Origin of the sequence: Streptomyces sp. NPDC088733, from assembly GCF_044751185.1 — a bacterium.
Lineage (GTDB): Bacteria > Actinomycetota > Actinomycetes > Streptomycetales > Streptomycetaceae > Actinacidiphila.
In genome coordinates, this window is the sequence record NZ_JBIVLH010000002.1 from 67,589 (window position 1) to 94,140 (window position 26,552).

At 70.9% G+C, this 26,552-nt stretch carries 21 protein-coding genes; 13 read left to right on the top strand and 8 right to left on the bottom strand.

What is annotated here, in order from left to right:
- Positions 1–206: 206 nt before the first annotated feature.
- Entirely contained in the window at positions 207–2,507 is a 2,301-nt protein-coding gene (locus ACIP64_RS03680) for a catalase (protein ID WP_401581341.1), read from the top strand.
- A 110-nt stretch (positions 2,508–2,617) separates the two neighbouring features.
- On the opposite strand, the gene ACIP64_RS03685 is transcribed toward ACIP64_RS03680, so the two are convergent.
- The 3 genes from ACIP64_RS03685 to ACIP64_RS03695 all read right to left on the bottom strand — a co-directional run bounded on the left by ACIP64_RS03685 (position 2,618) and on the right by ACIP64_RS03695 (position 4,117).
- On the bottom strand, positions 2,618–2,785 hold the full coding sequence (locus ACIP64_RS03685; RefSeq protein ID WP_401581343.1) for a hypothetical protein: 168 nt from the start codon (positions 2,783–2,785) through the stop codon (positions 2,618–2,620).
- Positions 2,786–2,818: 33 nt separating this feature from the next.
- The gene (locus tag ACIP64_RS03690) at positions 2,819–3,175 is read right to left on the bottom strand and encodes a PRC-barrel domain-containing protein (protein ID WP_360913084.1); all 357 of its coding nucleotides are present in this window, start codon (positions 3,173–3,175) and stop codon (positions 2,819–2,821) included.
- A 150-nt stretch (positions 3,176–3,325) separates the two neighbouring features.
- Complete coding sequence (locus tag ACIP64_RS03695) at positions 3,326–4,117, bottom strand: DUF4239 domain-containing protein (protein ID WP_401581346.1); 792 nt, start codon at positions 4,115–4,117, stop codon at positions 3,326–3,328.
- Between the two features lie 126 nt (positions 4,118–4,243).
- Between ACIP64_RS03695 and ACIP64_RS03700 the strand changes: the two genes are divergently transcribed.
- On the top strand, positions 4,244–4,678 hold the full coding sequence (locus ACIP64_RS03700) for a DUF732 domain-containing protein (RefSeq protein ID WP_401581349.1): 435 nt from the start codon (positions 4,244–4,246) through the stop codon (positions 4,676–4,678).
- A 28-nt stretch (positions 4,679–4,706) separates the two neighbouring features.
- On the opposite strand, the gene ACIP64_RS03705 is transcribed toward ACIP64_RS03700, so the two are convergent.
- Together ACIP64_RS03705 and ACIP64_RS03710 are read right to left on the bottom strand one after the other, a co-directional pair.
- Positions 4,707–6,659: a SpoIIE family protein phosphatase gene (locus ACIP64_RS03705; RefSeq protein ID WP_401581352.1), complete on the bottom strand. Its 1,953-nt coding sequence runs from the start codon at positions 6,657–6,659 to the stop codon at positions 4,707–4,709.
- A gap of 1,230 nt (positions 6,660–7,889) precedes the next feature.
- On the bottom strand, positions 7,890–8,771 hold the full coding sequence (locus ACIP64_RS03710) for a hypothetical protein (RefSeq protein WP_401581355.1): 882 nt from the start codon (positions 8,769–8,771) through the stop codon (positions 7,890–7,892).
- Between the two features lie 708 nt (positions 8,772–9,479).
- Here ACIP64_RS03710 and ACIP64_RS03715 point away from each other — a divergent pair.
- From ACIP64_RS03715 to ACIP64_RS03730, 4 genes are read left to right on the top strand one after another with little or no spacing between them, the layout of a single operon-like run.
- Complete coding sequence (locus ACIP64_RS03715) at positions 9,480–10,517, top strand: cytochrome P450 (protein ID WP_401581358.1); 1,038 nt, start codon at positions 9,480–9,482, stop codon at positions 10,515–10,517.
- Positions 10,514–11,608 carry a JmjC domain-containing protein gene (locus ACIP64_RS03720; protein WP_401581361.1) on the top strand — a complete coding sequence of 365 codons (1,095 nt, stop codon included), beginning with the start codon at positions 10,514–10,516 and terminating at the stop codon, positions 11,606–11,608. Before ACIP64_RS03715 ends, ACIP64_RS03720 begins: the two co-directional genes overlap by 4 nt.
- On the top strand, positions 11,584–12,477 hold the full coding sequence (locus tag ACIP64_RS03725; RefSeq protein WP_401581364.1) for a GNAT family N-acetyltransferase: 894 nt from the start codon (positions 11,584–11,586) through the stop codon (positions 12,475–12,477). The genes ACIP64_RS03720 and ACIP64_RS03725 overlap by 25 nt, the downstream gene beginning before the upstream one ends.
- Before the next feature lie 9 nt (positions 12,478–12,486).
- Positions 12,487–12,918, top strand: a complete 432-nt coding sequence (locus ACIP64_RS03730) for a hypothetical protein (protein WP_401581366.1) — start codon at positions 12,487–12,489, stop codon at positions 12,916–12,918.
- A gap of 17 nt (positions 12,919–12,935) precedes the next feature.
- On the opposite strand, the gene ACIP64_RS03735 is transcribed toward ACIP64_RS03730, so the two are convergent.
- Positions 12,936–13,955, bottom strand: coding sequence for an LD-carboxypeptidase (locus ACIP64_RS03735; RefSeq protein ID WP_401581368.1), 1,020 nt, complete (start codon positions 13,953–13,955; stop codon positions 12,936–12,938).
- Between the two features lie 118 nt (positions 13,956–14,073).
- Entirely contained in the window at positions 14,074–15,288 is a 1,215-nt protein-coding gene (locus ACIP64_RS03740; protein ID WP_401581370.1) for an FAD-dependent oxidoreductase, read from the bottom strand.
- A gap of 64 nt (positions 15,289–15,352) precedes the next feature.
- Between ACIP64_RS03740 and ACIP64_RS03745 the strand changes: the two genes are divergently transcribed.
- Positions 15,353–15,958 carry a PadR family transcriptional regulator gene (locus tag ACIP64_RS03745; protein WP_401581373.1) on the top strand — a complete coding sequence of 202 codons (606 nt, stop codon included), beginning with the start codon at positions 15,353–15,355 and terminating at the stop codon, positions 15,956–15,958.
- Positions 15,959–15,968: 10 nt separating this feature from the next.
- On the opposite strand, the gene ACIP64_RS03750 is transcribed toward ACIP64_RS03745, so the two are convergent.
- Entirely contained in the window at positions 15,969–17,006 is a 1,038-nt protein-coding gene (locus ACIP64_RS03750; protein WP_401581376.1) for a LacI family DNA-binding transcriptional regulator, read from the bottom strand.
- Positions 17,007–17,267: 261 nt separating this feature from the next.
- Between ACIP64_RS03750 and ACIP64_RS03755 the strand changes: the two genes are divergently transcribed.
- The 6 genes from ACIP64_RS03755 (at position 17,268) to ACIP64_RS03780 (ending at position 26,355) form a co-directional block, all read left to right on the top strand.
- Complete coding sequence (locus ACIP64_RS03755; RefSeq protein WP_401581378.1) at positions 17,268–18,218, top strand: carbohydrate ABC transporter permease; 951 nt, start codon at positions 17,268–17,270, stop codon at positions 18,216–18,218.
- Positions 18,215–19,036 (top strand): carbohydrate ABC transporter permease, encoded by an 822-nt coding sequence (locus ACIP64_RS03760; protein WP_401581381.1) that lies wholly within the window; start codon positions 18,215–18,217, stop codon positions 19,034–19,036. Before ACIP64_RS03755 ends, ACIP64_RS03760 begins: the two co-directional genes overlap by 4 nt.
- Positions 19,033–21,771 carry a family 78 glycoside hydrolase catalytic domain gene (locus ACIP64_RS03765; RefSeq protein WP_401581384.1) on the top strand — a complete coding sequence of 913 codons (2,739 nt, stop codon included), beginning with the start codon at positions 19,033–19,035 and terminating at the stop codon, positions 21,769–21,771. Before ACIP64_RS03760 ends, ACIP64_RS03765 begins: the two co-directional genes overlap by 4 nt.
- A gap of 28 nt (positions 21,772–21,799) precedes the next feature.
- On the top strand, positions 21,800–23,062 hold the full coding sequence (locus ACIP64_RS03770; RefSeq protein WP_401581386.1) for an ABC transporter substrate-binding protein: 1,263 nt from the start codon (positions 21,800–21,802) through the stop codon (positions 23,060–23,062).
- Positions 23,063–23,148: 86 nt separating this feature from the next.
- Positions 23,149–25,401, top strand: coding sequence for an alpha-L-rhamnosidase C-terminal domain-containing protein (locus ACIP64_RS03775; RefSeq protein WP_401581389.1), 2,253 nt, complete (start codon positions 23,149–23,151; stop codon positions 25,399–25,401).
- A 234-nt stretch (positions 25,402–25,635) separates the two neighbouring features.
- Entirely contained in the window at positions 25,636–26,355 is a 720-nt protein-coding gene (locus tag ACIP64_RS03780) for an SDR family oxidoreductase (protein WP_401581392.1), read from the top strand.
- Positions 26,356–26,552 lie beyond the last annotated feature (197 nt).

A 26,552-nucleotide genomic window follows, 5' to 3' on the forward strand; every position in this document is an offset into this window, starting at 1 on the left:
CGTGTCAGGCCAGCGGGGCACCCCTCAGCTCCGCTGAGCGGGACCGCCCTCGAGGTGTGCCCGACGCCCCGCCGCACCCATGCCCGGCACCCGGGGTGACATCCCGCCGCGAACGGCGGACATCACCTGGGGCCCTGTTTGTGCGAAAGGGACACCGGTTACCCGGAGGCGACGGAGTTGCACGAGGACGAAGCTGGAGACATGCCATGGCCAATGAGCCGGGCCCTGTGAAGAAGATCGTCGACAAGGTGACGGAGGTGGCCGCCGAGCTCACCCCCGCGGGGCGTGCGGAGATCCCGGGGGTTCCGGCGAGCATGCCCCCCACAGTGGAAGAACCGGTCACCCCGCACGATCCGCTGCCGGCCAAGCCCGACCAGGCCGTTCCGACACCGCTCAGCGCGACGGGCCGCCCGGACGGGCCCTCCAAGACGGTATGGGCCCAGGACGGGCCGTTCCTCACGAACGCGCAGGGCGCCCGTCTGCCGGACAGCGACCACTCGCTCAAGGCCGGACCGCGCGGCCCGGTGCTGCTCCAGGACCACCACCTGCGCGAGAAGGTCATGCACTTCGACCACGAGCGCATCCCGGAGCGGGTGGTGCACGCCCGGGGCGCCGCCGCGCACGGCGTCTTCCGCGGCTACGGCACAGCGACCGAGGTGTGCAAGGCGGCCTTCCTCGCCAAGGACGTCGACACGCCGGTGTTCGTGCGGTTCTCCACGGTCCTGGGCTCGCGCGGCTCGGCCGACACCGTGCGCGACACCCGCGGATTCGCCACCAAGTTCTACACGTCGGAGGGTGTTTTCGACCTGGTCGGCAACAACATCCCCGTGTTCTTCATCCAGGACGCGATCAAGTTCCCCGACGTCATCCACGCCGGCAAACCGCATCCGGACCGGGAGATCCCGCAGGCCCAGAGCGCCCACGACACGTTCTGGGACTTCGTGTCCCTGCACACCGAGGCCGCCCACCACACCATCTGGGCCATGTCCGACCGCGGCATCCCGCGGTCGTTCCGCACCATGGAAGGCTTCGGCATCCACACCTTCCGCCTGGTGAACGCCGACGGCGCCACGACGCTGGTGAAATTCCACTGGAAGCCGAAGGCCGGCGTGCACTCCCTGGTGTGGGAGGAGGCGCAGATGATCGGCGGCATGGACCCCGACTTCCACCGCCGCGACCTCGCCGACGCCATCGAGGCGGGCGCCTTCCCGCAGTGGGAGATGGGGATCCAGACCTTCCCCGACACCCCGGAGCAGACCTTCCAGGGGATCGACCTGCTGGATCCGACGAAGATCGTCCCCGAGGAGCTGGCACCGGTGCAGCCCGTCGGGCTGCTCACCTTGAACGCCAACCCCACCAACTTCTTCGCCGAGACCGAACAGGTCGCCTTCCACGTCGGTCACCTGGTGCCCGGTATCGACATCACCGACGACCCGCTGATGGCCGGACGTCTCTTCTCCTACCTCGACACCCAGATCACCCGGCTCGGCGGGCCGAACTTCGCGCAGATCCCGATCAACCGGCCGCACGCCCCGGTCAACGACATGTTGCGCGACGGCTTCCATCAGGACGCGGTGCACGTCGGTGCTGCTCCCTACAAGCCCAACTCCCTCGACGGCGGTTGCCCGTTCTTCGCCGGAGCCGAGGACCGCGGCTACATCGAGCACCCCACGCCGATCGCGGCGAGCGCCAAGGTGCGCGAGGCTCCGGCATCGTTCGACGACCACTTCAGCCAGCCCCGGCTGTTCTGGCACAGCCTGAGCGCCGTCGAGCGCGAGCACACCATCGCCGGCTTCACCTTCGAGCTCGGCAAGTGCTACGAGCAGGCCGTCAGGGAACGCGCCCTGAAGATGCTGGCCCACATCGATCCCTACCTGTGCCGGCAGGTCGCACAGGGACTGGGCCTGCCCGCCCCGGAGGCCGCGGAACCACTCGCCGACGTCCAGCCCAGCCCCGCGCTTTCGCAGGTCGGCCGCACCTGGCCGACCCCAGGCCGGGTCATCGGCATCATCGCCGACGGTGCGGCCGACCTGAGCGCTGTGGAAGCCGTCCGCCGCTCCGTGCTGGCCAACGGTATGGTCCCGCTGATCATCGGGCCCACCTGCGGCACCCTCACGCGACAGGGCGCCGATCCCGTCACGGTGCAGCGCAGCTTCGCCACGGCGCGTTCCGTGGAGTTCGACGCCCTGCTGCTGGCCGAAGCCCCCGGCCCGGCAGCCGATGCCCAAGGCAGCCGTGACGCGAAGGCAGGCGGCCCGTCTCCTGTCAGCGCCCCTGTCGACCCACGCGTCGTGCTGATGCTGCAGGAGGCCTATCGGCACGCCAAGCCGATCGGCGGCTGGGGCGCTTCGGACCCCGCCCTGCAGGCCGCCGGGATCGCCGTCGGCTCGGCCGGGGTCGTCACCGGCTCCGACGGCGAAGCGGTGCTGCGCGAGATCACCACGCTGCTGGGCGCCCACCGTGTCTGGGAGCGGTTCCCGGTCCCCTCGGATTCCGGCGCTGCCTGAGCACTCCGCCCCACCCTTCACGGCGGCGTCCTACCGCCCGGCACCCACCGGCGGCAGGACGCCGCTGTCCGACCGCGTGCCGGTACGCACCGCGCGATGCGCGCCCTCCCTCAACGGAGGGGGCTCTGGCGCCCGCGACGGCCCCGCGCGACGATGTAGACGAAATCGAGCACCAGCACCACGATGCCGATGATCAAGAGGTAGAACAGTCCGTGGGTGACCGCGCCGATCAGGCCCAGGACGACTGCCACGATGATGAGGAACAGGAAAAGCGCCATGTCCGTGCACCTCCTGGGCGCGGCGAATGCTGATCAGCGGCGGGCGAGCTTTCGTTCGCCGCCGGCGCCGGGCTGGTAGGCCATCTCGTAATACCGGAAGATCTCGATCTCCTGCTCCGCCGGCAGGATCTCGTCCGTCCCGATCGACGGGGCCTTCTTCACCAGCCCCTTGGAAAGTGCGACCCTGACGTAGCCGGGTCCCACCGTCACCTCGTCCAGGGGGACGAAGACCAGACGCTGCCGTGTGGGCAGGCCGGTACGGACCGTCGCCATGGCCGGTTCGTCGGTGGCCGTGTCCACGTAGACGGCCTCCAGCGCGCCGATCTTGTGACCCTTGGGGTCGACGACGTCGCGGTCGCGCCACTCGCGTATATCGGCTGAATGGATCATGTGCTGCTCCTTGCGGCCGCTTCCACCCGCAGCCCTATGAGGCCGCCGGACCGATTTCCCCTTCTTTGTCGCGCCAACCTTCGCCTACCCCCGACACGGGCGACAAACGGAACATCGGGCATCGGACCAGGGCAGGGCCCCACCACCACGTCACCTGTTCCAGTACTTGCTCAGCTGACCTTCCATGAACGGATGCGGACCCGCACTCACCTCGCCGGCGAAGGGATGTTCGAGGACGAGGACGAGCGTGAGGCTCAGACCCACCAGCAGGGCGATCGCGCCCACGAAAAGCAGCTGGACCTTGAGGTTCTCCACCCCGTAGAGCAGGCTGACGAGCATCACGATCAGCGCTCCACCGTAGGTGAGCACCTGCAGGAGAATGGGCAATTCCTGGGTCGCGGCCAGAATGCGGGTTCTTCGCTGCGCGGTCACATCGTTCAGCCGCTCGACCGACTCGCTGTAGAAGGCCTGCTCGGAAGCGCTTTTCGGCTCGTATTCCTGAAGGACTGCGTACAATCCCTCGAGCTTCCCCGAGGTCGCCTTGAGGCTGTTCTTCCCCTCGCGCATCAGCGGCCAGGCATCGTCCACGACGGCGTGGACGTAGCCCCCGATCGCCCGGTCCAGTTTCTCCTGCACGTCGTCCGGAAACGCATGCGCGTTGCGGGAAATGACCGCGAGATCCGTGGCCTCCGACGTCACCACGGCTTGCACCTGCTCGAGATCGGTCCACAAGGTCACGATGACGAAGGCGAGCACGATCCCGTAAATGGCGCCGAACAGTTCGAGTACCGTGCGGGACACATCATTGGTCACGCCGCTGATCAGCGCGGGAAACACACGGCGCGTCACCAGGCAGGCAGCGAGCGACACGACGACAACGCCGCCGACGATGAGGATCGCGAGGCTTGTCGTGTCCAGGTTGTTGAGCAGCCAGAGTCCCACACGGACGACCCTAGCCAGCGTGCGCGATCACCGCCTGTCGCCACGTCACCCACCCGGGCGGAGGCCGGAAGCCCGCCCCGCCGCACGGTTCAGCCAGGGGCCTGCCCAACTCCCTTGCCGCGGAGCATGATTGCCCATGACGTCAGCGATCCGCAGGGGGACATCATGCGCCGCTCCACGGTCACTGCCCTGGCCGCCGTCCTCGTGGCCGGAGCCGCCGTCGGCTGTACGGACAGCGGCGGCGGCCGGCACGTCGGCAAGAGGGAGAGATTCCTCGACGCGGCGCATTCGGCGCACTTCGAGAGCTGGGCGGAGAAGGGGCCCCCTGACGACGAGCTGGCTCCGTTCCCGCAGAAATGGTGCGATGCGCTGGCCGCCGGCCGCAGCACCGATGACATCCTCAATCCGAGAGTGCTGTATCCCAATGGGCCGCAGTGGGGCACGAAGCTGGAGGACGCGAAGAAGCTGCTCGTCCTCGGAGTCGGCGTGTACTGCCCGGAGATGAGCGCTCGGGTGGTGGAGGAGCTGGGTCCGGAGGACACGTCGTCACCGGTGGGCTGACGGCGGCGTGCGGGTCGGCGATGCACCGTCACGCCCGTCGGACGACCAGCACGGCGAGGTCGTCGAGGCGGTGCATCGCGATCGCGTCGTCGAGGATGCGGCCGGCGGTCTCGTCACAGCTGAGTCCCTCGCGGAGGGCCTGTGCGGCAAGGGTCCCGGTGCGCTTCAGACCGTCGTCGAGTGTGAGGTCCGGCGCTTCGACCACGCCGTCGGTGACCAGGACGAGCGCGGTGTCCTCGTCCAGGATGAAGATCTCCTGCGGGTAGTCGGCGTCCGGCATGATGCCCAGCACCGGCCCCACGGGCAGCGGGTGGATGTCAAAGCTTCCGTCGTCGTGCGCCCGCAGCAGGGGTACGTGGCCTGCGCTGGCGCCCGTCACCTGCCCGTCGCGGGGATCGATGTGCAGAATCGTGCAGCTGGCGAACCGTGACGCGCCCATCTCCACAAGCAGTTCGTTGGTGCGCGCCAGCACGGTGCCGGGGGCGGACTCGTGGGAGGCGATCGCGCGCATGGAGCCGCATATCCGTCCCATGCAGGCGGCCGCGTCCGCGTCGTGCCCCTGGGCGTCGCCGATCTCCAGGGTCACGGTGCCGTCCGCCACGGCGAAGACGTCGTACCAGTCGCCCCCGACGTCGAGGCCCGCACTGCAGGGCCGGTAGCGGGCAGCCACCTCCAGGCCGGGCAGGCGCTCGGGCAGTTTCGGCAGCATGGTGCGCTGGACCGCCGAGGCCAGATCGACACGGGCCTTCTGCGACCGGATCCGTTCCAGCGCCTGGCCCGCGAGCTCGGCCAGCGTGACCATGAAGGCACGCTCGTCGGGAGTCGGGTGGTGCTCCTTCCCGTACGCCACCAGCCACGCCCCGAGCGGCCGCTCACCGCCGGGCCCGAGGGGCGTGATCGACACGGCGCAGTCGGGCCCGGGCCAGTGCAGAGCCGGGTCGCCGGGAGAGGAGAGGCGGAGGTACTCGTCCTGGTCGGGGATGAACACCGGCGTGCCCGTACGCAGCGCCCGGGCCAGGGGGAGCCGGTCGTCCAGCGACACGTACTGCGAGGGAGCCGCGGACCGCCAGGCCGGCAGCCCCGCGTCCGTACAGAGCTTGATGTGCCGGTCGTCGACGAGCGCGAGCGCGGCGCCGGCGCCGTTGAAGGTCGCGGCGAGCCGGGTCAGCACGACCCGCTGCAGATCCTGCTCGGTGGCCGCGGTGACGAGCGCCGAGGCGAACTCGCGGATGCCGTCCGCGCGGCGCCGTTCCGCGCCCACGGCGGCCAGCATCTCCTGGCGGAGGGCTTCCTGGCGGGTGTCGTCGCGGATCGTGCCGAAGACCTGCTCCGGTCCGTCGAACCCCAATTGGATCCTGCGCGTCTGGCAGGCGAGGTCGTGCCAGTCACCGGACGCGCTCCGGAACCGCAGCGGCGTCCAGGGGTGGGTGTTCGAGTCCAGGAGCCGCCGCAGGGCACCCCAGTCGCCGGGGTGCACATGGCGCACCACCCACGGCAGCGACACCGAACCGTCCGGGATCAGCGCGCCGACGGCGTCCGCCCCTCCCATCCACTCGATCTGCCCCACCTCGGGCAGGTACGCGCACAGCCCCAGGCCGGCGGCCTTCGCCGACATCCCGTAGGGGATGAGCAGACTGCCCAGATCGTGGTGGACGTTGAGCGAGTGCAGCCACACCAGGGGCTCGCCCCCGGCCGCGGCCGTCAGCCGCGCCTCGACGAGGGTCACCACGGACACATTGCCGGGCTTGGGCAGCTCGAGCACCCGCATCGCCAGCCGCTGGTCCTTCGCGTGCTCGACGAGCCGGTGGACCGCGCTTCGCTGGCTCGCCGGGACCAGATCCCACATGCGACGGCCCACGATCCGGTCCACCGGCTTGCCGAGCGCTTTGGCCATCGGGTCGTTCAGGAAGCGAACGACACCGTCCGGGCACAGCAGCGCCGAGGCTTCCGCCCTCCGCAGAAGTTCGTCCGAGGCGTCCACCAGTCGCTCCCCGTGATCGTCACGCGATCACTCCACAGCTCCGGGTGCAATCGTGCTCCTCTCATTGTCCCAGAAGAGTGATGCGGGTCACATCCACGCAGGGAGGCCTCGGACGGACACGGTCGGTCACCGGCCGGACGGGGAGACTTGTCAGGGCGCGACCTGCGCACAGATGACATAGGCCACCAACCTGTTCGGCGCGGGGCCCGCCGGAATGGCGCCCACCGTCCAGGCCGTCGGGGTCGGTGCCCCGAACGGCCGGCTTTCCTGCGGGGTCGCAGCGAAGACGGTGGTGCCACCACCGGTGGCTGCTTCGCCCGCGGGGCAGCCGAACGTATGTGGATTGCCATCCGCGGGGAACTCCGTGGAAACGACATGGATCCCGGACAGACCCGGGGGTCCCGACGGTCCGGTAAGCCCACGCGGTCCAGTGGCACCGGCAGGCCCGGTCGGCCCCACCGCACCGGACGGACCGGCAGGGCCGCTCGGGCCCCTCGCACCGGCAAGGCCGGAGGGTCCCGCAGCACCGGACGGACCGGGAGGGCCGCTCGGGCCCGCAGCACCGGACGGACCCGGCGCGCCGGAAGGACCGGGGGGACCGCTCGGGCCCACGGCACCGGCAGGACCCACGGGTCCCGCAGCACCGGACGCACCCGGAGCACCCGAAGGGCCGGCGGGACCACTCGGACCCGCGGCGCCGGCAGACCCGGGAGGGCCGGACGGCCCGGCGGGCCCGGCAGGTCCGGCGGGCCCGGGGGGTCCGGATGGACCCGGGCGGTCGGGCCGGTCCGGACAGCGACCGAGCGGGCTGGAGATCATGAGGCACGGACTCGCGGAACTCCGCTCCGCGCTCTGCTCGACGGCGAGAGTCGCCGGTGTGCCCTTTCCGCTTCCCGCATACGCCATACCCGCCACCACGCCGGACGCGAGGATCGCGCTCCCGGCCAAGGACCAGCCGCGGCGACCCGACGCCGCGAACCTGGATATGCGCTTCACCACATCACCTCCACGGAAGAGGACCCGCGCAGAAGACGCGCTCCGGCGGCCCTGCCCCGGGAGGGTGGGGAACCGCCCCGCACGGCAGCGGGCCCTCAGCAAGAATCACTTCGCGGGGCGCGCCCTGCCTGTTCAGTAGCCACCCGAGTGATCGTCACGACGGGCCGCGCCGCCGCGCGGAGCCGGCATGCCGGCGGCGGGTGCGCCCGCCGCGCACCCACCGCTGGGTGAGGATCAGCCCTTGGCGGCGCTCTGCAGCATCTCGGCGAACGTGGTGACGTCCTTGGCCGGGGGCGCCTCGATGGCGGCGGTCCGGCCGTAGCCCGAGTACGTGATCGCCACCTTGGACGGGCCCTTGGCGGTCGTACCGGTTTCGAGCGTCTTGACGGCGAGGTCGTCGCCGCCGATCCACGCCTCGATCTTGACGGTGTCGTTCAGGCCGGTCGAGTGCAGTTCCTTGACGTAGGCGTCGCGTTCGTCCTTGGAGATGAGCTTCAGGACGGCGGTGTCCGCGGCGAGCTTCTTGATGTCCACGGTGCCCGTGTAGTGGGCGGTCTCGGCGCCGGCCACCTGCTCCTCACCGGCCTTGGCGAGGTCCGCGGCAGTGGACAGCGCGGCGAGCGCCGCGGCCGGGCCGTGCGGCAGGTCGTTCGCCGGGTTGTCCTGCCCGGCGGATCCGTCGAGTTGCAGCCACTTCTTGCCGCCTGCGGCTTCCGCCATCTCCCCCACGACCGGCAGGTACACGTGGCCGCTCGCCATGGTCATGTGCACCTTGCCGTCCGGGCCGGCCATGGCCTGGAGGTCGGCGTCGGAGCCGGGTGCCATGCTCAACTCGGCACCCTCGGAACCCGCCTTCCAGCTCAGCGTGCCTTCGGCCTTGGTGGTGCCGTCGGCCGGGTCGACGGAATCGACGGAGACCTTCGCGGACGCCTGCTGCTGAACCGCCTTCGCGGCGTTCTGCAGCCGTGCGGCCGGCGCGACCTCCTTCTGCGCCGGCTTGGCGCCCGAGCTCTGCGCCGGCTCGGCCGAGGACGTGTCCTGCGCGGCGTCACCGCACGCCGCGAGTCCGAACGTGAGCGTTCCGGCCACAGCAGCGGATGTCAGAAGACGGCTCATTCGCATAAAAAAGTTCCCTTTGGAAAGCAAAGTTTGTGCAAGATCAACGGCTGTGCACGATACATCAACCGTCGAACGTCCGAACGATCAAGGCTCCGCTCGCGCGGATCCGGCCGCCACCCCGGCATCCCCCGCTGCGACGGCCGGACGGACCCGGGCGCCGACGCCGGACGGCCTCGCCCCCGGCGAGCGGCCCCTGTGGGCCAGCCCGGCACAGCCCGGGACCCGTTGACGTCAAGAAGCGTCCGGTCGGCGGAGCGGTGAAGGGCCCCCGTACGGGCCGGAAACGGTTCGGAGTCAAGAAAGGGATCCCGTCCCGTCAGGGAATCGTCAGGGGATCTCGCTTGCGGCTGAGGCGTGGGCTTCAATGAAGCCGCTCGGTACCGGTCTCGGTATCGAACGTCAATGCCGGTGCCAGCGCGGTCAATTGACCGTGCACGCACCGTGGAGAGGAGTGGCCATGAAGATGATCCAGGCGATGGTGAAGAAGCTGAAGCCGGCCGAGAAGCTGGCGCGCAACGCGTGGCCCTACCACGTCATCTGATCCATCACCGCCGGTGGCGGGCCGATCCAGGGTTCGGCCCGCCACCGGCTGCGCCATGTCGGACGCACATTTGCCGACCGGCCCCGAGTTCTCTGCTTTTCGTGGGGAACGCATTCCCCTCGCCACCCCACCCACAAGGAAGCGGATTTCTCGTGGAAAAAACGATGACCACTGCGGCCCGCGACCATTCGGTCGTGTACGCGCCGCAGATTCAGGAGCTGCTGGCGAGAAAGGAAAAAGTCTTCCGGATCGACGCGACGACAGTGGGCGTGTCCGACGTGCAGCTGATCTCCGCCGTCGTCGCCGCGCGGCCCGTTCTGGCCTCGGAGCGCTCGGTGTTCAAGCCCGCCGCGGGCGCGGACATCGACCACGACAGCGCGACGCGGACGATTCGTGCGCTCGGGCAGGACGTCATCGCGGCGCTCCAGGCTCCCACTCCCCCGGCGCACCGGCTGTCCGGCCCGTGGCCCGACGCCGCCACCGCGTATCTGCGGCAATGGCTGTTCTCTTCGGACCCGCTGCCGGTCTCGCTGCTGTCCAAGCGCGGCGTCACCCGTTCCGACACGCTGTCCCGGATCGCCGACCGGGCCGCCACTGCCTGGCCGGGCGCCGACAACGGAGGCACGGCTCTGGCCCGGCAGATCCGGACCGCGCCGGACACCCAGGACAAGCGGCAGGCCGTCGCGCTGTACCGCCGCGCCTCCGCCACGCTCAGCGACGGTGTCGCCGCGCTGGCGACGAACGCCCTGTGGCTCATGAACCGCGCGGACCCGGAGGAGGTCGCCCGGTGCGGCCGCACCGCGGTGCTGTGGGAGACCCTTCGCCTCCTGCCGCCCGCGTGGATGCTCTTCCGTACCGGCGGCGACGCCTATGCGGGGCTGCACCCCGCCATCGGCCCGCGGGACGACATCGCGCTCTTCCCGCTGCTGATGCACCGCGACCCGGAGTACTGGACGGACCCGCTGGTGTTCCGGCCCCAGCGATGGTCAGGGGTGGACGAGCCCGAGAGGACCCCGGGGTTCATGCCCTTCGGCTTCGACGGCGCGCGCTGCTGGGCGCGGCACATGGTCGTGCCCCTGGCCGAACGGCTGCTGGACGTCGCCCTGGAGCACCGGCTCACGATCCACGGCGCACAGCGGGGGACGCACGTTCCGCTGCGCCCGCTGCTGTCCGTCAGGTTCGAGGCGGGTGCCGCCCTATGAGCACGCCCTCGTCCACGCTGGCGGGCTGGGTCGGCGACGTCGGGACGTTCACCAGGGAGCGGTGGCAGCGCGGGCCCGCGTTCTTCACGCCGCAGAACGTCGTAGCGCCGTTCGGCCTCGGCGAGTTGGACGCCGCCTTCGACGGCGGGCTGCTGGGTACGCCGTACCTGGAGATGGTGCGCTCCGACAAGGTCGTCGTCCCGCCCACCGCGTACACCGCGCCCCGCGTGGTGCACGGCGCGACGTACGACGGCTTCGCCGACCGGGCGAAGGTCCTCTCCCTGCTGCGCGACGGGGCGACGCTGCTGCTGCGGCGCGTCGACCAGTGGCACCCCGCGACGGGCGAGCTGGTGGCCCGGCTGTCCGGGGAACTCGACCGCCGGGTCGAGGCGTTCTTCTTCGTCACCCCGATCGGCGGTCAGGGGCTGGCGGTGCACCGGGACGACGCCGACGTGTTCGTCCTCCAGGTCGCCGGACGCAAGACCTGGTATGTCCACGACGCGCCGGCCGGACCCGACTGGGCCCCCGGGGAACTCGCCGACGACGAGCACTCCCCGCGGCTGCTGCGCGGCGTCCTGGCTCCCGGCGACGTGCTGTACGTACCGCGGGGTTTCGCCCACCGGGCCGTGGGAGCCGCCGGGCTGTCGGCCCACCTGTCGCTGACGGTCCGCGACATCGGTCTGAGGGACCTCCGGTCGGCACTGGAACGGCTGGTGACCGAGGGCCTCGACCTCCCGGCACTGCCGCTGGGCGAGCCCGCGATCGCCGACGCCTGCGAGGCACTGCTCACCCACTACCGGGCCAGGCTCGGGGCCGTCAGCGCGCAGGACGTGCGCGCGGCGGCACGGGCACAGCAGGCACACCCGCTGACGGGAACTGCCGGACACGCCGCGCCGGAAACCCTCGTCGAGGCGGCCCGCGCCTGGGAGACCGGATCCGCGGAGGCCCGGGGTGGGCCTGGGGGCCGTCGGCCGCACGTGGCGCAAGCTGCGGGACGCCGCGAACGCCGAACGCTGAAGCGCCGCCGGCCCGCGTGCCGGCAGCCCCCCTCATCTCCGGAGACACCATGCCCGTCCATGTCACCGCGCTGACCGACCCCCACGCGACCGCCACCAGTCACCGCCTGGTGTGGCTGGCCTCCGACGACGACGGCATGCCCCTCGGTACGGCCTTCCTGCGCCTGTTCACACGGACCGGGCAGGAGCAGCTCGCCGATCTGCAACTCCACGTCCACGCCCAGGAGCAGTGCGAGGAGACCGGCATGCTCCTGCTGGAGCCGGCCCTTTCCGCCGCCCGCAAGCACGGCCGCCGCCGCGTGATCAGCCACGTCAGAGCCGACTCCCGGAGCGAACGGCTGCTGACCGCCCGTGACTTCCGCAGGGTGCTCGCGCTGACCTCCGCCCGCCTGCCCCTCCCCGTGGCGGACCCCGCCGCCCTGACCCGCTTCACCGAGGAGCCGCACCCGGGGTATCGCCTGGCGTCCTGGGACGGCATGGTCCCGGACCACTTGGCCGAGACGTTCGTCGCGTCACGCCACGCCATGAACGACACCCCCACCGGCGGGGTCGACTTCAGCGCCGTGCCGTGGAATCACGGCCGCGTACGCGCCGCGGTCGACGCCGTGGCGAAACGCGGGGACGTGCTGCACACGGTCGTCGCCGTCCACGTGGCCGACGAAACGATCGCCGGCTTCACCGAACTCGCTGTCCCCGGCGACGGCAAGGGCGACGCACGGCACTACGGAACCGCGGTCCTCCCCTCGCACCGCGGCCGCGGCCTGAGCCTGTGGATGAAGGCCGCCTCCATCCGCCACGCCGGGCTGCGGTACCCCCGCCTCGGCGGCCTGCTGACCGACACGGCCGACAGCAACCCGTACATCCGGCGCGTCAACGACCTGCTCGGGTACCGGGCCACGCACACGACGTACGAGTACCAACTCGACCTCGTATCAGGCACATAGGGTGTCGGCATGTCGCTGGCTCAGATAGTCCTCTCGTCCGGTCGTTCGATCGAGCTCACCAAGCTGGTGATGTCCTCGACCTATGAGGGGATGCTGGAGGGCTACCCGTGCAAGCCGATCAACGAGATGCAGGTCCGCGGCCTCCAGCGGCAAGCCGAGCGTGCCTTCTCCTTCGCTCCGGTCCACCTTGTTCCGCCCTCCCCTGAGTACCCGGAGAGTGCGGCAGGCGCCTTCGGCCCTGTTGAGGTGCTGCCGGCCGTGGCCTGCATCGGCGTATTCCGCTCGACACCGGTCGATCCCGAGCTCGACCCGGTGCTGAACCGCTCCGCTCTCACCGTGGCCTGGTTCCAGCCCACCCCGGATGTCCCGTCGGGCGAGGAAACGGATCCCGCGCTGCGCGACCTTCCCTGGGAGGAACTGGCCGAGGACCACGAGCTCTGATGCGGTACCCCCTACGCTCAGCCGGCCCGTCCCGTCGTCGCGCGCGGCCGCACCGCCGGTTCGAGCAGTGACAACGTCCGCTGCCGCGCGTCGAGTCGGACGCGGATGCCGACAGGCATCGGCAGATTCGGGCCGGCATGCCCGAACTCGACGTTGCCCAGGACCGGGATGTCGCGGTCACCGAGGACGTCGAGGACTATCTCGGACAGGGTCGGGGACGCGCCGGGCTCGAGGCCACTGATCCCGCGCGGAACACCGACGACCATGCCGGCGATTCGATCGAGGATGCCGGAGTGGCGCAGCACCTGTAGGTAGCTCCACACGTACGATGCCAGGCCGCCCATCTCCTCCCAGAAGAGCACGGCGCCGTCGAACCGTTCGAGCGGCAGTGCCCAACGCGTCGCCTGCGCCAGCACGATGCGGTTGATCACCCCGCCGATGAGCCGGCCTTCGACACGACCGGGGCGCCAGCACTCCCAGGACGGGCTCGCTGGCAGCGTACCGATCGCCGCGGTGCTGGTCAGCAACGTGGAGTAGAGCCCAGCGAGTTCCGCCCGGCGCGCCATGGGCGCGGACTGCCAGTGCCCGCCGAAGCCGGGGACGGCCATGTCGGCGTGGAAGCCGACCAGACCCGTGCGGGCATGGAGCACCAGATGAAGCAGCGAGATGTCGCTGTAGCCGAGGATCGGCTTGGGGTCCGCCATGACCGCCTCGACGTCGATCAGGTCGAGATAGCCGAGCGCCGTCTGGCCGCCGTCGCTCGCGACGATCGCGCGCACCTCGGGATCACGCAGAAGACCGTTGAGCTCCTCGGCGATCTCCGCCGGGGTGGCCGCGCTCCACCAATGGTGCTGCCCTGCTTCCAGCAGCGGAGCCCGACGGACGCGGAATCCCATCCGCTCGAGGACACCCACCGCCTGCTCGACGTTGGGCTCGTACGCGGCCGGCAGCGGGCCGGACAGCGATGCGATGACCACGAGGTCTCCGGGCTTCAGGGCACGCGGTCGAAGCAGTCGGGGCGGTGCGGAGCCGGTCACGGCGTCAGTGTCGCCGGTGCCCCTGGCGGGGTCACGCGATTTTCGCCGGTCGCGCGCCCCCGCCTCGGGTCCTTCTGCATGCCGATGCGTCCTGGCTCGGGGCCGACGCCGCCCGGCGTCACGCCACCGGGGCGTGGAAGTCGATCGGGTACTGGAACTGCCAGGCGTTCTTCTCGGGCTTCATGAGCTTGAACATCGTCGGCAGCAGCGCGTCACGGACCACCCGGGCGACCGGGCCCGCGGCCTTGCGGGCGTTGGTGCGCGCGGTCTCCTTGATGATGCGCTCGACCCGGGGCCGGCGCAGGTCCTCGTAGCGGGTCAGTGCCTCGGGCAGGGGCAGGTCGCGCAGGCAGCGGGCGAGTTCGACGGCGCTCTCCGCGGCGAGCGAGGCGCCCTGGCCGGAGCTGGAGGAGGGCGCGTGGGCCGCGTCCCCGGTGAGGACCATCCGGCCGCGGCTCCAGCGCACCGACCGCGGCATGTTCTCGGTGCTGCCGGCGAAGAGCATCGTCTTGGGGTCGGTGGCCGCGAGCAGCGGCCCGGCCGGGGTGGCGTCGCCGTCGCAGAGCTCCGCCAGGTGCCCGAGCCAGTAGGCGCCGCCGCGTTCGCGCTGCTCGTTGACCGAGAGCGGTTGCGGCACCGGCAGGTTGATGAACCAGATGCCCGTGCCGTCGGCGAGGACCTGCCAGGCGAAGAAGCAGCGCTTGCCGAAGGTCATGTGCATCTTGCCGTCGGTGGGCGCGACGCCCGCGTCGGCGACCATCGCGCCGAACCCCGCGGTGCCGGCGAACTGCGGGGCGGAGGCGGCCGGGTCGATCAGGCGGCGGACCGTGGAGCGCAGTCCGTCCGCGCCGATCAGTACGTCCGCCTTCGCCGTGGTGCCGTCCTCGAAGTGCGCGGTGACACCGCCGGCGTCCTCGCTCGCGTCGACGATGCGCTTGCCGTAGACGGTGGTCACGCCCCGCTCCTCGGCCGCCTCGCGCAGGGTGCGGAACAGCTCCGCGCGGATCACGAAGCGCGTGGGGTCGATTCCGGGCAGCGTGCCGAACTCGGCAAGCTTCTTGCCGTTCCAGCTCTGCAGCACGATGCCGTTCATCTCGGTGCTGACCGCGCGGATCGCGTCGCCCACCCCGATCGCGTCGAACGCCTGGAATCCGTTGGGCGCGAGGCCCATGCCGCCGCCGACCTCGTCGGCCGGGCCGTCGTACGCCTCGAAGACCGTCGCCTCGATGCCCGCCTGATGCAGCGCCATCGCGGTGACCGGGCCGGCGACACCGCCGCCGATGACCAGTGCGGAGCGGGCCTTGCCGTTCGTCGTGCCAGTCGAGTTCGTCATGGATTGATAGTTGCACTGCAACTAGTCGCTAGTCAACTAGTTCGACCGTGGGTAGCATCGAACCATGAGTACAGCGCCCCGGAGTTCCCCCCTCGCCCTCACCGTCCTGGCCCTGCTGCACTACAAGCCGCTGCACCCCTACGGCATCCAGCGCCTGCTGAAGGAGTGGGGCAAGGACCAGGTCGTCAACGTCGGCCAGCGCGCCGGCCTGTACCGGACCATGGACCGGCTGCTCGGCGCCGGACTGATCGCCGTCCGCGAGACCGGCCGGGACGCGCAGTACCCGGAGCGCACGGTCTACGAGGTCACCGACGCGGGCAGCGAGACGGCACACCGCTGGCTGGACGAGATGCTCTCCACGCCGAAGCAGGAGTTCCCCGAGTTCCCCGCCGCGCTGTCGCTGCTGATGATGCTGACGCCGCAGGCGCTCCGCGATGCCCTGAGCCGCCGCGCCGAGGCCCTGGAGGCGGCCGTCGCCCGGCACGGGGCCGACCTCGCCCGGGAAGCGGACAGCGGGCTGCCGCGGATCGCGACGCTGGAGCTGGGGTACGTGCACACGATGGCGGCCGCGGAACTGGCATGGGTCCGCGGCGTGCTGGCCGACTTCGCGGACGGACGCCTGGCCTGGTCGCCCGAGGAACTGCTCGCGCACGCGGGCGAGGACGGGTGACCGCCGGCCGTCAGTGGGACGGCGGGGCGGTGGTGCGGCGCGGCACGAGGCCGGGAGAGAACTTGATCTGAGCGGTGGGGCGGGTCCGGTCGGCGATGCGGTCGATGAGGAGTTGGGCCGCGCTGACGCCGATGTGCCGGCCGGCCTGGTCGACGCTGGTGAGGGAGATGGGGCCCAGGGCGGCGAAGTTGGTGTTGTCGTACCCCGCGATGGAGATGTCCTCGGGCACCTGGAGGCCTGCTTCCGAGACGGCCTGCAGTACACCCATGGCGACGATGTCCGCGCCGGCGAAGACGGCGGTGGGCCGCGGCGACCTGGAGAGCAGTTGCTGTGCGCCCAGGTAACCGCCCTGCTGGGTGTAGGTGGTGGAGACGATGTCGATCTCGTCCTCGAGGCCGCGGGCCCGCATGGCCTGCCGGTAGCCGGCGGCCCGGATGGCGTTGGGCATCTCCTCGATGCGGCGCGGATCGGTCTCGTCGTGCTCGATGTGCGCGATGCGGCGGTGCCCGAGATCGGCGAGGTGGTCGACGACGAGCGCGGCTCCGGCCAAGTCGTCGTCGGAGACGGTGTCGTACGCGGCGGACTGGCCGTGCCGCCCGACCACCACGGTCGGCACGATGCCGGCGACGCGTTCGAGGTGGGACCGCGACGAGACGGGGGCGACCAGGATCATGCCGTCCATCCCGCGGTCGATCATGGCCTCGGTCACCTTGGCTTCGGCCGCTTCGCCGTTGCGTCCCGGCGCCATGAGGACCTGGTACTCGGTGTCCCACAGGGCGTCGGTGATCCCGTCGAGGATCTCGGGGAAGAACGGGTTGCGGATGTCGGGCAGCATCACCCCGACCGTGTAGGTCTGGCCGCGCATGCCCCGGGCCCCGGCGTAGGGACGGTATCCCAGGTCGTCTATCGCCTGACGGACCCTCGCACGCATCTGGGGGCTGGTCCCGTACGCGTTGCGCAACACCTTGGACACCGCGGTCGTGGACACCTGGGCATGCCGCGCGACGTCGACGATCGTGACGCGCTTGGACTGCGCGGGCGGTTCCATTCGTCTCCCTCCAGGACGTGAGGCGGGAAACGTTGCCCGTCGTGCGAACGACCCCTCAGGCGCTTCCCCGTCGCCGAACCGTACCGCCCACCACGGCGTTTCGGCAGCTCGTAGTGGAACTGAGCAAGCCCGGGTCTCCGAAACGGCTCCGTGTCGCGTCCGACGTCTTGACGTTGCGCCGCGGTCCTCCCTAGGGTCTGTCACACCTTTTGGGGAACGTTACCCATCGATTTGAAACGTTTAAGAAGGGGGGTGACGCCCGTGTCCACAGCCTCGCGCGATCAGCTGTCGCCACCGGCCCCCGCCGCCCCGGGGCGCCGCGTCGGCGGCCCGCGGGTCCGGCGTCACGCCGCTTCACCCTGGTGGTTCGCCGCCCCCGCGATGGTGCTGTTCGCCTTCGTCGTCCTCGTGCCGAGCGCCCGGGGCGTGTACTACGCCTTCACCGACTGGGACGGTCTCGGCCCGGACTTCTCGTTCGTCGGGCCGGCCAACTTCACCGGCCTTGCGCACGACCCGGACGCGGTGCAGGCCATCTGGCACACGCTGCTGATCGCGGTGTCGATCACGGTCGTCCAGAACGCGTTCGGGCTCCTGCTGGCGCTCGGGGTCAACAGCCTCATCGCGTCGCGCAACGTGCTCCGGGTCCTGCTCTTCGCGCCCGCCGTGATCACACCGATCGTGACCGCCTACCTGTGGCGCAACCTGCTCGGCCCGGACGGCGCGGTCAACAGCCTGCTCGGCGCGGTCGGCCTGGGCTCCCACGGACAGGACTGGCTCGGTGACCCGCAACTGGCCCTGTGGTCGGTCGTGGGCGTCGTCGTGTGGCAGTTCGGCGGATACTCCATGGTCATCTTCCTCGCCGGGCTGCAGTCGGTGCCGAAGGAGGTCCACGAGGCCGCCGACATCGACGGCGCCGGCCCGGTTCGCCGGTTCTGGTCGATCACCCGCCCGCTGCTGGCCCCGGCCTTCACCATCAACCTGATGCTGTCGGTCATCGGCGGGATCAAGCTCTTCGACCAGGTCTACGCCCTGACCGGCGGCGGCCCGGGCCACGCCACCGACACACTGTCCACGCTCATCTACAAGGACGCCTTCACCCTCGGCGAGTTCGGATACAGCATCGCCCTCGCGGTCGTCCTCACGCTCATCGTGGCGGTGGCGTCGACCGGTCAGTACCTCGTGCTGGCCCGCGGCGAGAGGGCCGCCTCGTGAACCGCTACCGCAAGCGCACCCTGGCGCTGGAACTGGTCATGATCGCCGTTGCCCTGGTGGTCGCCTTCCCGGTCTACGTCCTGGTCAACCTGGCTGTCCGGCCGGTGTCGGACAACTCCTCGCCGATCCGCCCGACGGCCTCGCCCACCGTCGACAACTTCATCCAGGCCTGGCGGCAAGGCGGCCTGGGCGGCGCGCTGTTCAACAGCGTGCTGGTCACCGCCGGCAGCGTGGCCGTCGTCCTGGCCTTGTCGTCGTTCGCCGCGTATCCGCTGGCCCGGTCGACCGCGCGCTGGTCGCGCGGACTGTTCCGGCTGGTGATGCTCGGGCTGGTCCTGCCCTTCCAACTCGCCGCGCTGCCGCTCTATCAGACGATGCGCGACCTGCGTCTGCTGGGCACTCCCTGGGCCCTGATCCTCTTCTACTCCGGCTTGCAGGTACCCTTCACCACCTTCCTCTACACCGGGTTCCTGCGCGCCCTGCCCCGCGAGTTCGAGGACGCCGCACTCATCGACGGCTGCACACCGGTGCAGTGCTTTCGCCTTGTGGTGCTGCCCCTGCTCAAACCCATCACCGTGACCGCGCTGGTCCTCAACGCCGTCGCGGTGTGGAACGACTTCTTCACACCGCTGCTGTACCTCAGCGGCAGCACCCAGCAGACCCTGCCCGTGGCGATCGCCGGATTCGTCGGCCAGTACGTCACCGACTGGAACCTTGTCTTCGCCGCCCTGGCGATCGGCATCGTGCCGGTCCTCGCCCTCTACTTCGCGCTGCAACGCAGCATCATCAGCGGCTTCGCCGGAGGGCTGAAGGGATGACCCACGCCGTGAACCCCTCGCTCCTCACCCCCTACGCGCCGCAGACGGAGCAGCGCACCGAACCCCTCGGGACGGGAGAGCGGCACCCGCGACTGTCCTGGAGGCTCCGCAGCCGACGCCGCGCTGCCGCCCAGAGCGCCTACCGCATCACCGTCGCGAGGCGCCCCTCGGATCTGGACGCCCCGAGCCTCCTGCTCTGGGACACCGGCCGCCGCACATCGTCCGACACCCTGCTGATCGGCTGGGACGGCCCGGTCCTGACCTCCGCCACGCGCTACCACTGGCGCGTGGAGGTCTGGGACGAGACCGGTGCCCGCGGAGGCAGTGCGCAGTCCTGGTTCGAAACGGGCCTGCTGCACCCGGACGACTGGACGGCCCAATGGGTGGGCCGGGACGTGGTCGACCTTCCGGCCTTCGACCCGCCCGAGAACGACGACCCGGAGAACTCGGCACTCCAGTCACCGCCCCTGCAACTGCGCCGCGCCTTCCGGGCACCCGGCCGTCCGCTGCGGGCCCGCCTGTACGCCACCGCGCGCGGCGTGTACGAGCCGCGGCTGAACGGCGCCCGGGTCGGCGACGCCGAACTCTCGCCCGGCTGGACCGAATACCACCGGCGGCTCCAGTACCAGACCTACGACGTCACGGGCCTGGTCACCGAGGGCCCCAACGTCCTGGCCGCCGTCGTTGCCGACGGCTGGTGGAGCGGATACGTCGGCTTCGACCCGCGGCGCGCGGCACAGCACTACGGCGAACGCCCCGCCTTCCTGGCCCAATTGGTGCTCGACTTCGCCGACGGCTCCCGACAGGTGGTCGCCACCGACCCGGAATGGACCGAGCGGCCGGGCGAGATCCGCGCCGCCGATCTGCTCATGGGACAGACCGTCGACGCCCGCCGCAGCACGCCCGGTTGGGACGCGCCGGGCCCGGAGCCCCTGGGCTTCTCCCCCGCCGCCGTCCTCGACACCGAGCCCGGCCCACTGGTCGCCGAACCCGACCACCCGATACGCGTCACCCAGGAGAAGCCGGCGATCGCCGTGCATCACCGTGGCCACGGCCGGTGGATCGTGGACTTCGGGCAGAACCTCGTCGGCCGGATCCGCCTGACCGTCCGCGACGCCGAGCCGGGCAGGCGCATCGTCCTGCGCCACGCGGAAGTCCTGGACGGCGGCGAGCTGCACCTGGACAACCTGCGCCGGGCCCGGGCCACCGACGTCTGCGTCACCGGCGGCGCGGGCACCGAGGTGTTCGAGCCGCAGTTCACCGTCCACGGCTTCCGGTACGCCGAGGTCGACCACTACCCCGGACACCTCGCGGCCGACGACGTGGTGGCCCGGGTGCTGCACAACGACACTCCCTGGACCGGGCACTTCGAGTGCTCCGATCCCACAGTCGGCCGGCTGCAGTCCAACATCGCCTGGGGTCAGCGCGGCAACTTCCTCGCCGTCCCCACGGACTGCCCGCAGCGCGACGAGCGCCTCGGCTGGCTCGCCGACGCGCAGATCTTCGCCCCGACGGCGAGCCGCAACGCCGACGTCTCCGCCTTCTTCGCCCGCTGGCTGCACGACGTACGCGACGGCCAGGGCGCCGACGGCGCCTTCCGCGACGTCGCCCCCGTCATGACGCTGGACCGCGAGGCGGCGCCTGCCTGGGGCGACGGCGCGGTGATCATTCCCTGGCACTTGTGGCGCACCTACGGCGACCGGCGCACCCTGGAGCGCTCCTTCGATGCGATGGCCGCATGGGTGGAGCACATCCGCCGGCACAACCCCGACCTGCGCTGGCGGCACCGGACCGGCAACTCCTACGGAGACTGGCTGCAGATCGCGGTCACCACCCCGCGGGACGTGCTGTCGACCGCGTACTTCGCCCGCAGCGCCGGGATCGTGGCCGACGCCGCGGAGGTCCTGGGGCGTTCGCGGGAAGCGGCACGGTTCCGGGAACTGCACGCCGCCGTCCGTGCCGCGTTCATCGAGTCATACGTCCACGACGACGGCAGCGTCGAGGGAGGGACCCAGACCGGCTACCTGCTGGCCCTGGGCTTCGGGCTGCTGCCGCAGCGGCTCGTGAGGGCCGCGGTCGGCCACCTGGCCGCCGACATCGAGAAGCGGAACACCACTTTGACCACCGGGTTCATCGGTACCGCCCTGCTCTGCCCGGTCCTGGCCGATCACGGCCGGGCCGATCTCGCGTACGCCCTCCTGCACCAGGAGGAGTACCCGTCGTGGGGGCACTCGGTCCGGCACGGCGCCACCACGATCTGGGAGCGCTGGGACGGATGGACCGCCCACGGCGGCTTCCAGTCCGCCGCGATGAACTCCTTCAACCACTACAGCCTGGGCAGCGTCGGCGACTGGCTGTTCGGCCGGGTCGCCGGCATCGACCAGGCGCCCTCGTCGGTCGCCTACGGCGAACTGCTCCTGCGTCCGCTGCCGGGCGGCCGCCTCACCTGGGCCCGTGCCGAACAGGAGACCGCCCGTGGGTTCGTCGCGTGCGGATGGCACCTGGCCGACGGGCTGCTGACCGTGACGTGCACCGTGCCTCCCGGCGCCACCGCCACGCTGCACATGCCCACGTCCGACCCCGGCAGCGTCCAGGAAGACGGAGCGCCCGCGGCCGGCCGGCCCGGCGTACTCGCCGTCGAACCGCACTCGGCAGGAGCCGCCGTACGGCTGGCGTCCGGCCACTACGCCGTCAGCGCCGCCGCCCCGGAACCGACTTGGCCGGTCCCCTCGTGATCGCCGCCCCTTCCCCGCGGGAGACACCATGAACAGACCCAGATCGTGCGCGCTGCTGGCGGCACTGACGGCTGCCGGCCTGCTGGCCGCCTGCAGTGGCGGCACCAATGCCGCAGGCGGGAACTCCTCTACCACCTTGACCCTTGCCTCGGTCGACCAGGGATCCATCGAGGACGTCGTCAAGGCCTTCGAGAAGGCCAACCCCGGCGTTGACGTGCGCTACACCACCAGCGGCGCCGACCAGTACCAGCAGCAGAACCGCACCAAGCTCGCATCCGGCACCGCACCGGATGTGATGTCGGTCTGGCCGGGCAACGGCAACCCCGCGGCCACCTACGTCCTGGCCAAGCCGGGATACCTCCTCGACCTCTCGGGACGGCCGTGGGCCGCCAAGCTGCCCGACGCGGTCAAGTCCGTCTCCCAGTACGAGGGGAAGACCTACAACGGGGTCTTCGGTCTCAACGGCATCGGCGCCGTGTACAACCAGGACGCACTGGACAGGGCAGGTCTCACCGCGCCCGGCACCTGGACCGAACTCCTGGACTTCTGCAACGACGCGAAGGCCAAGGGAACCCCCGCGTTCGCCCTCGGTATCCAGGACAACTGGGTCACCCAGCTCGTGCTCTACGCCCTGGCCGCCACCACCGTCTACGGCCCCGACCCCGACTTCGACCAGAAGATGCAGGCCGGCCAGGCCACTTTCGCGAACTCGCCGTGGATCACCGCCATGGCCAAGTACCAGCAGATGGACAAGGCGGGCTGCTTCCAGAAGAACCCGCTGGGCACCAGTTACGAGGCGAGCCAGGAACTCGCCGCCACGGGCAGGACGCTCGGCATCGTGCAGGGCAACTGGGTCATCGCGCTGCTCAAGGGCAAGAACCCGCAGGGGAAGTTCACCCTCAAGGCGCTGCCGGCCACCGACACGCCCTCGCAGTTCCTCATGCCCGCCGCGGCGGGCGCGGGCTACGGTGTCAACGCCAAGGCCAGGAACAAGGACCTCGCGGTGAAGTTCGTCGACTTCGTGATGTCACCGCAGGGCATGAACCTCTTCGTCACGGAGCAGGGCGGCCTTCCGGCTTTGGCGGACACCGGCTTCACCCCCGACCCGTCGCTGACCGAGCTCTCCGCCTTCCTCGGCGACGACCGCACCGTGCCCTTCATGGACCAGCTCTGGCCCCATCCCAAGGTGCAGCAGACCATGCTCAGCGGCCTCCAGGAGATCTTCAGCGACCAGTCCACCCCGGACAAGGTCCTCCAAGCCATGGACGCCGCCTACACGTCCGGCACCTGACAGACCACCGGCCGGCGCCCGAGGCGTCCCGGCCGGTTCGCCCCACCTCCGTACCCTTTCCTTCCCAGGGAGTTCGCACCATGATAATGAAACGATTCAGAAACGAGTCGGGCAGCCGCGGGCACCAGCGGCTGACCGTCGCCGTGGCACTGCTCGCCGCCATGGGTTCCGTCGCCGTGCAGGCCGAGGCCGCGGCACCCCAGGACCCTGCCTGGCACTCCTACGTCCTGGGGCCGGCCACCGCCCAGGTGCCCCCGGTCGACGTCGAGAGCCGGGGCACCGTCTCCCACCTCAACACCCTGGTCAAGGGGAAGGGACAGGCGACGACCCTGACGACGGTCGCCGGCGGCGCACCCGCGTCGGTGCTGCTGGACTTCGGCAAGGACGTCGCGGGCGCCCCCTGGTTCGACGTCACCGCGCTCAGCGGCTCCCCCACGCTCTCGCTGGCCACCTCCGAGGCCCGCCAGTACATCCGCACCCGCGCCGCCACCAGCCTCTCCACAGCGGCAGCCACCGGCGCCACACAGGTGACCGTCGCCTCGGCGGCGAACCTGGAAGTCGGCAACACGATCACCTTCGGCACCGGTGCGAGCGCCCAGACCCGCACCATCACCGCGTTCAACACCACGGCGCGAACCGTCTCGTTCACCCCCGCGCTGACCGCCGGCCTGCCGGCGCAAGCACCCGCGACGTCCGCGCCGGGCGCGCCCAGTTCTGATGAGTCCCGCAGCCTGGCGGGCGTCGGCGGCATCGACACCCTGCAGCCCACGGCGACCGGCCGGGTCTCCGGCAGCTACCACGGCGGCTTCCGCTTCGTACTGCTCACCCTGACCTCGCCGGGCAGCATCTCCCTCTCGGCCGCCGGTGTGGACTTCCAGGGCGTCCGGGCCACCCCCGCGGACTACAAGGGCTGGTTCCTGTCCAGCGACGACGAGCTCAACAAGATGTGGTACTCCGGCGCCTACACGCTGCAGCTGAACCTGAAGCCGGCCGGCCTCAACGGTCTGCTGGACCAGCGGATCTACGACGGCGCCAAGCGGGACCGCAGCATCTGGACCGGCGACCTCCTCGTCCAGGGCCCCACCGCGATGAGCACCCTCGGCGACCTGGGCGCCGGCTACGTGAAGTCCTCGCTCGACGTGCTGCTCGCCACCCAACGAGCGGACGGAGCCATCCCCGGCTCGCCCGACTTCAGCAAGGGCCGGAACCCGGCCGGCTCGCCGCTGTTCTACTCCAACAACTACTCCGGCTACGGCGCACGCGCCGTCATCGACTACTACCGGTACACCGCGGACCGGGGCTACGCCGTCAAGGCCCTGCCCGCCCTGCGGGCCGAACTCGCCTACAACGACCGGTCCCTGACGGCGAACAACCTCGTGGCGTCGAACGACCGCGACTTCTGGCAGGCCAGTCAGACCGGCGAGGTCACCAAGTACAGCATCGACTACTACATCCTGCTCAAGGAGATGGCCTGGCTCGAGCGGCAGATCGGCTCCGCCGCCAATGCGGTCGCCGACGACGCCAAGGCCGAGGCGATCAAGCAGGCCGTCAACGCCAGGCTGTGGAACCCGCAGCTGGGCGCCTACGGACAGAGCAGCACCCACCCCGACGTGCTGGTCGAGGACGCCAACTCCCTCGCCCTGCAGTACGGCTTCGTCCCCGCCGACCGGCAAGCCAGCGTCCTCAACGCGCTCAAGACGCTCTGGACCCCGTACGGCGCCATCATGGGCCCCGGTCTGCTCGACCCGACGGGCCACACCATCGAGCCCTTCGGCAACGGCATGGAGACCGCGGGCCGCTTCACCGTCGGCGACGCGGACGGCGCTTTCGACCTGATGCGCCGCACCTGGGGGCCGATGGTCGACGAGGACAATCCGCTGTACACCGGGGGATTCTGGGAGTTCAAGAACAGCAACGGCGGCGTCAACCGCGCCACCGCCAGCCTCGCCCACGGCTGGGCCGCCTCCCCGACCGTCCAGCTCACCGAACAGGTCCTCGGCGTCAGCCCGGTCGACCCCGGCTACGCCACCTGGAACATCAAACCCCACACCGGAGACCTGAAGTGGGCCCAGGGCTCGGTACCGACGAAGTTCGGCGACGTCGCGGTGCAGTGGCAGTCCAACACCAAGACCGAGTGGTTCACCCTCCACGCCGAGACCCCGGAGACCACCGGCGGAACGATCTCCGTCCCCGTCGGTGACCGCGCCGCGGTCACCGTGAACGGCCGGACCGTGTGCACGGCAGGCAGCTGCACCGCCTACCAGGGCACCATCGCCGGCGGCTACGCCCAGCTCACCGTTCCCGGCGGCACGTACGACATCACCGTCAGCCGCGGCTGACGCATCACCGTCCGGTCCCCGCGCGTTCCTCCCCGCGCGCGGGGACCGGGTCCCTCCGGCGGCGCGCCACGGGGTCGGCGCCGGCAGCCCTCGCGACCGGGGTCGATCACCTACGATCGACAGTCAGCAAACCTGATATTTGTCACATAGTGCCATGAACAGCGCTTTTCGAGGGCGAGGCCCCCGTCCTGTTCGCGAACACGTGGCGGACCGGCCCAGCAAGGGAGTGACCCCATGACCCGCAGGCGTTTTCTCATCACGGGCGCCTCCAAAGGCATCGGCCGGGCCCTCGCCGAGCAGCTGGCCGAAGAGGGCCACACCCCGGTGGGCATCGCCCGCAGCGCGCCGCGCTCCTTTCCCGGCGAGTTCCACGAGGCGGACCTCGCCGACCGCGCGGTCACCGATCGGGTCCTGGAGGAGGTGCTGGGTACGGGACCGGTCGACGGCGTGGTCAACAATGTGGCCGCGGTGCGGCCCGCGCCCATCGGGAAGGTCGGGCTGCCCGACCTCGACGCGGTGCTCGACCTGAATGTGCGCACCGCGGTCCAGATCGTGCAGGCCGCCCTCCCCGGGATGACCGAACGATCGTGGGGCCGCGTCGTCAACATCACCAGTCTGGTCACCCTGGGCCTGCCCGATCGCACCTCGTACGGTGCGGCCAAGGGCGCGCTGGAGTTCCTGACGCGGGGGTGGGCCGGCGAGCTGGCCGCGCGGGGGATCACCGTGAACGCCGTCGCGCCCGGCCCCACCGAGACCGAGCTGTTCCAGGAGACCAACCCGCCCGGGTCGGTCTCGGCCGCCCGCTACCTGGCGACCGTGCCCATGGGGCGGCTGGGGCGCCCGGAGGAGCTCGCGGCCGCGATCGCCTTCCTGCTCTCCGACAGGGCGGGCTTCATCACCGGCCAGACCCTGCGCGTCGACGGCGGTGCGAGCCTCGGCCGCAATCGCGCCTGAGGACGGCCGCGGCAGGGGGCTCCGGGCCCGGCGGCGGCGTACGGCGCGCCGAGACCGTCGGGAAGGCGTCCGGTGACGTCCTTGATCAGCCCCGCGGTGCAGCCGAAGCCGGTCGCCATGGGCGCAGCAGAGCACACGCGCCCGGTGAGCCACGGGACGGCCGGCGGCGGGCCGGCTCCACCCAAGCGTGCGGCACC

Bases quoted from the DNA above. Each gene is read 5' to 3' on its own strand.
- ACIP64_RS03700 (WP_401581349.1), top strand. From the start codon at position 4,244: ATGATTGCCCATGACGTCAGCGATCCGCAGGGGGACATCATGCGCCGC.
- ACIP64_RS03710 (WP_401581355.1), bottom strand. From the start codon at position 8,771: ATGAGCCGTCTTCTGACATCCGCTGCTGTGGCCGGAACGCTCACGTTC.
- ACIP64_RS03750 (WP_401581376.1), bottom strand. From the start codon at position 17,006: ATGGAACCGCCCGCGCAGTCCAAGCGCGTCACGATCGTCGACGTCGCG.
- ACIP64_RS03715 (WP_401581358.1), top strand. From the start codon at position 9,480: ATGACCACTGCGGCCCGCGACCATTCGGTCGTGTACGCGCCGCAGATT.
- ACIP64_RS03680 (WP_401581341.1), top strand. From the start codon at position 207: ATGGCCAATGAGCCGGGCCCTGTGAAGAAGATCGTCGACAAGGTGACG.
- ACIP64_RS03770 (WP_401581386.1), top strand. From the start codon at position 21,800: ATGAACAGACCCAGATCGTGCGCGCTGCTGGCGGCACTGACGGCTGCC.
- ACIP64_RS03740 (WP_401581370.1), bottom strand. From the start codon at position 15,288: ATGACGAACTCGACTGGCACGACGAACGGCAAGGCCCGCTCCGCACTG.
- ACIP64_RS03745 (WP_401581373.1), top strand. From the start codon at position 15,353: ATGAGTACAGCGCCCCGGAGTTCCCCCCTCGCCCTCACCGTCCTGGCC.
- ACIP64_RS03780 (WP_401581392.1), top strand. From the start codon at position 25,636: ATGACCCGCAGGCGTTTTCTCATCACGGGCGCCTCCAAAGGCATCGGC.
- ACIP64_RS03725 (WP_401581364.1), top strand. From the start codon at position 11,584: ATGCCCGTCCATGTCACCGCGCTGACCGACCCCCACGCGACCGCCACC.
- ACIP64_RS03685 (WP_401581343.1), bottom strand. From the start codon at position 2,785: ATGGCGCTTTTCCTGTTCCTCATCATCGTGGCAGTCGTCCTGGGCCTG.
- ACIP64_RS03720 (WP_401581361.1), top strand. From the start codon at position 10,514: ATGAGCACGCCCTCGTCCACGCTGGCGGGCTGGGTCGGCGACGTCGGG.
- ACIP64_RS03690 (WP_360913084.1), bottom strand. From the start codon at position 3,175: ATGATCCATTCAGCCGATATACGCGAGTGGCGCGACCGCGACGTCGTC.
- ACIP64_RS03730 (WP_401581366.1), top strand. From the start codon at position 12,487: ATGTCGCTGGCTCAGATAGTCCTCTCGTCCGGTCGTTCGATCGAGCTC.
- ACIP64_RS03765 (WP_401581384.1), top strand. From the start codon at position 19,033: ATGACCCACGCCGTGAACCCCTCGCTCCTCACCCCCTACGCGCCGCAG.
- ACIP64_RS03775 (WP_401581389.1), top strand. From the start codon at position 23,149: ATGAAACGATTCAGAAACGAGTCGGGCAGCCGCGGGCACCAGCGGCTG.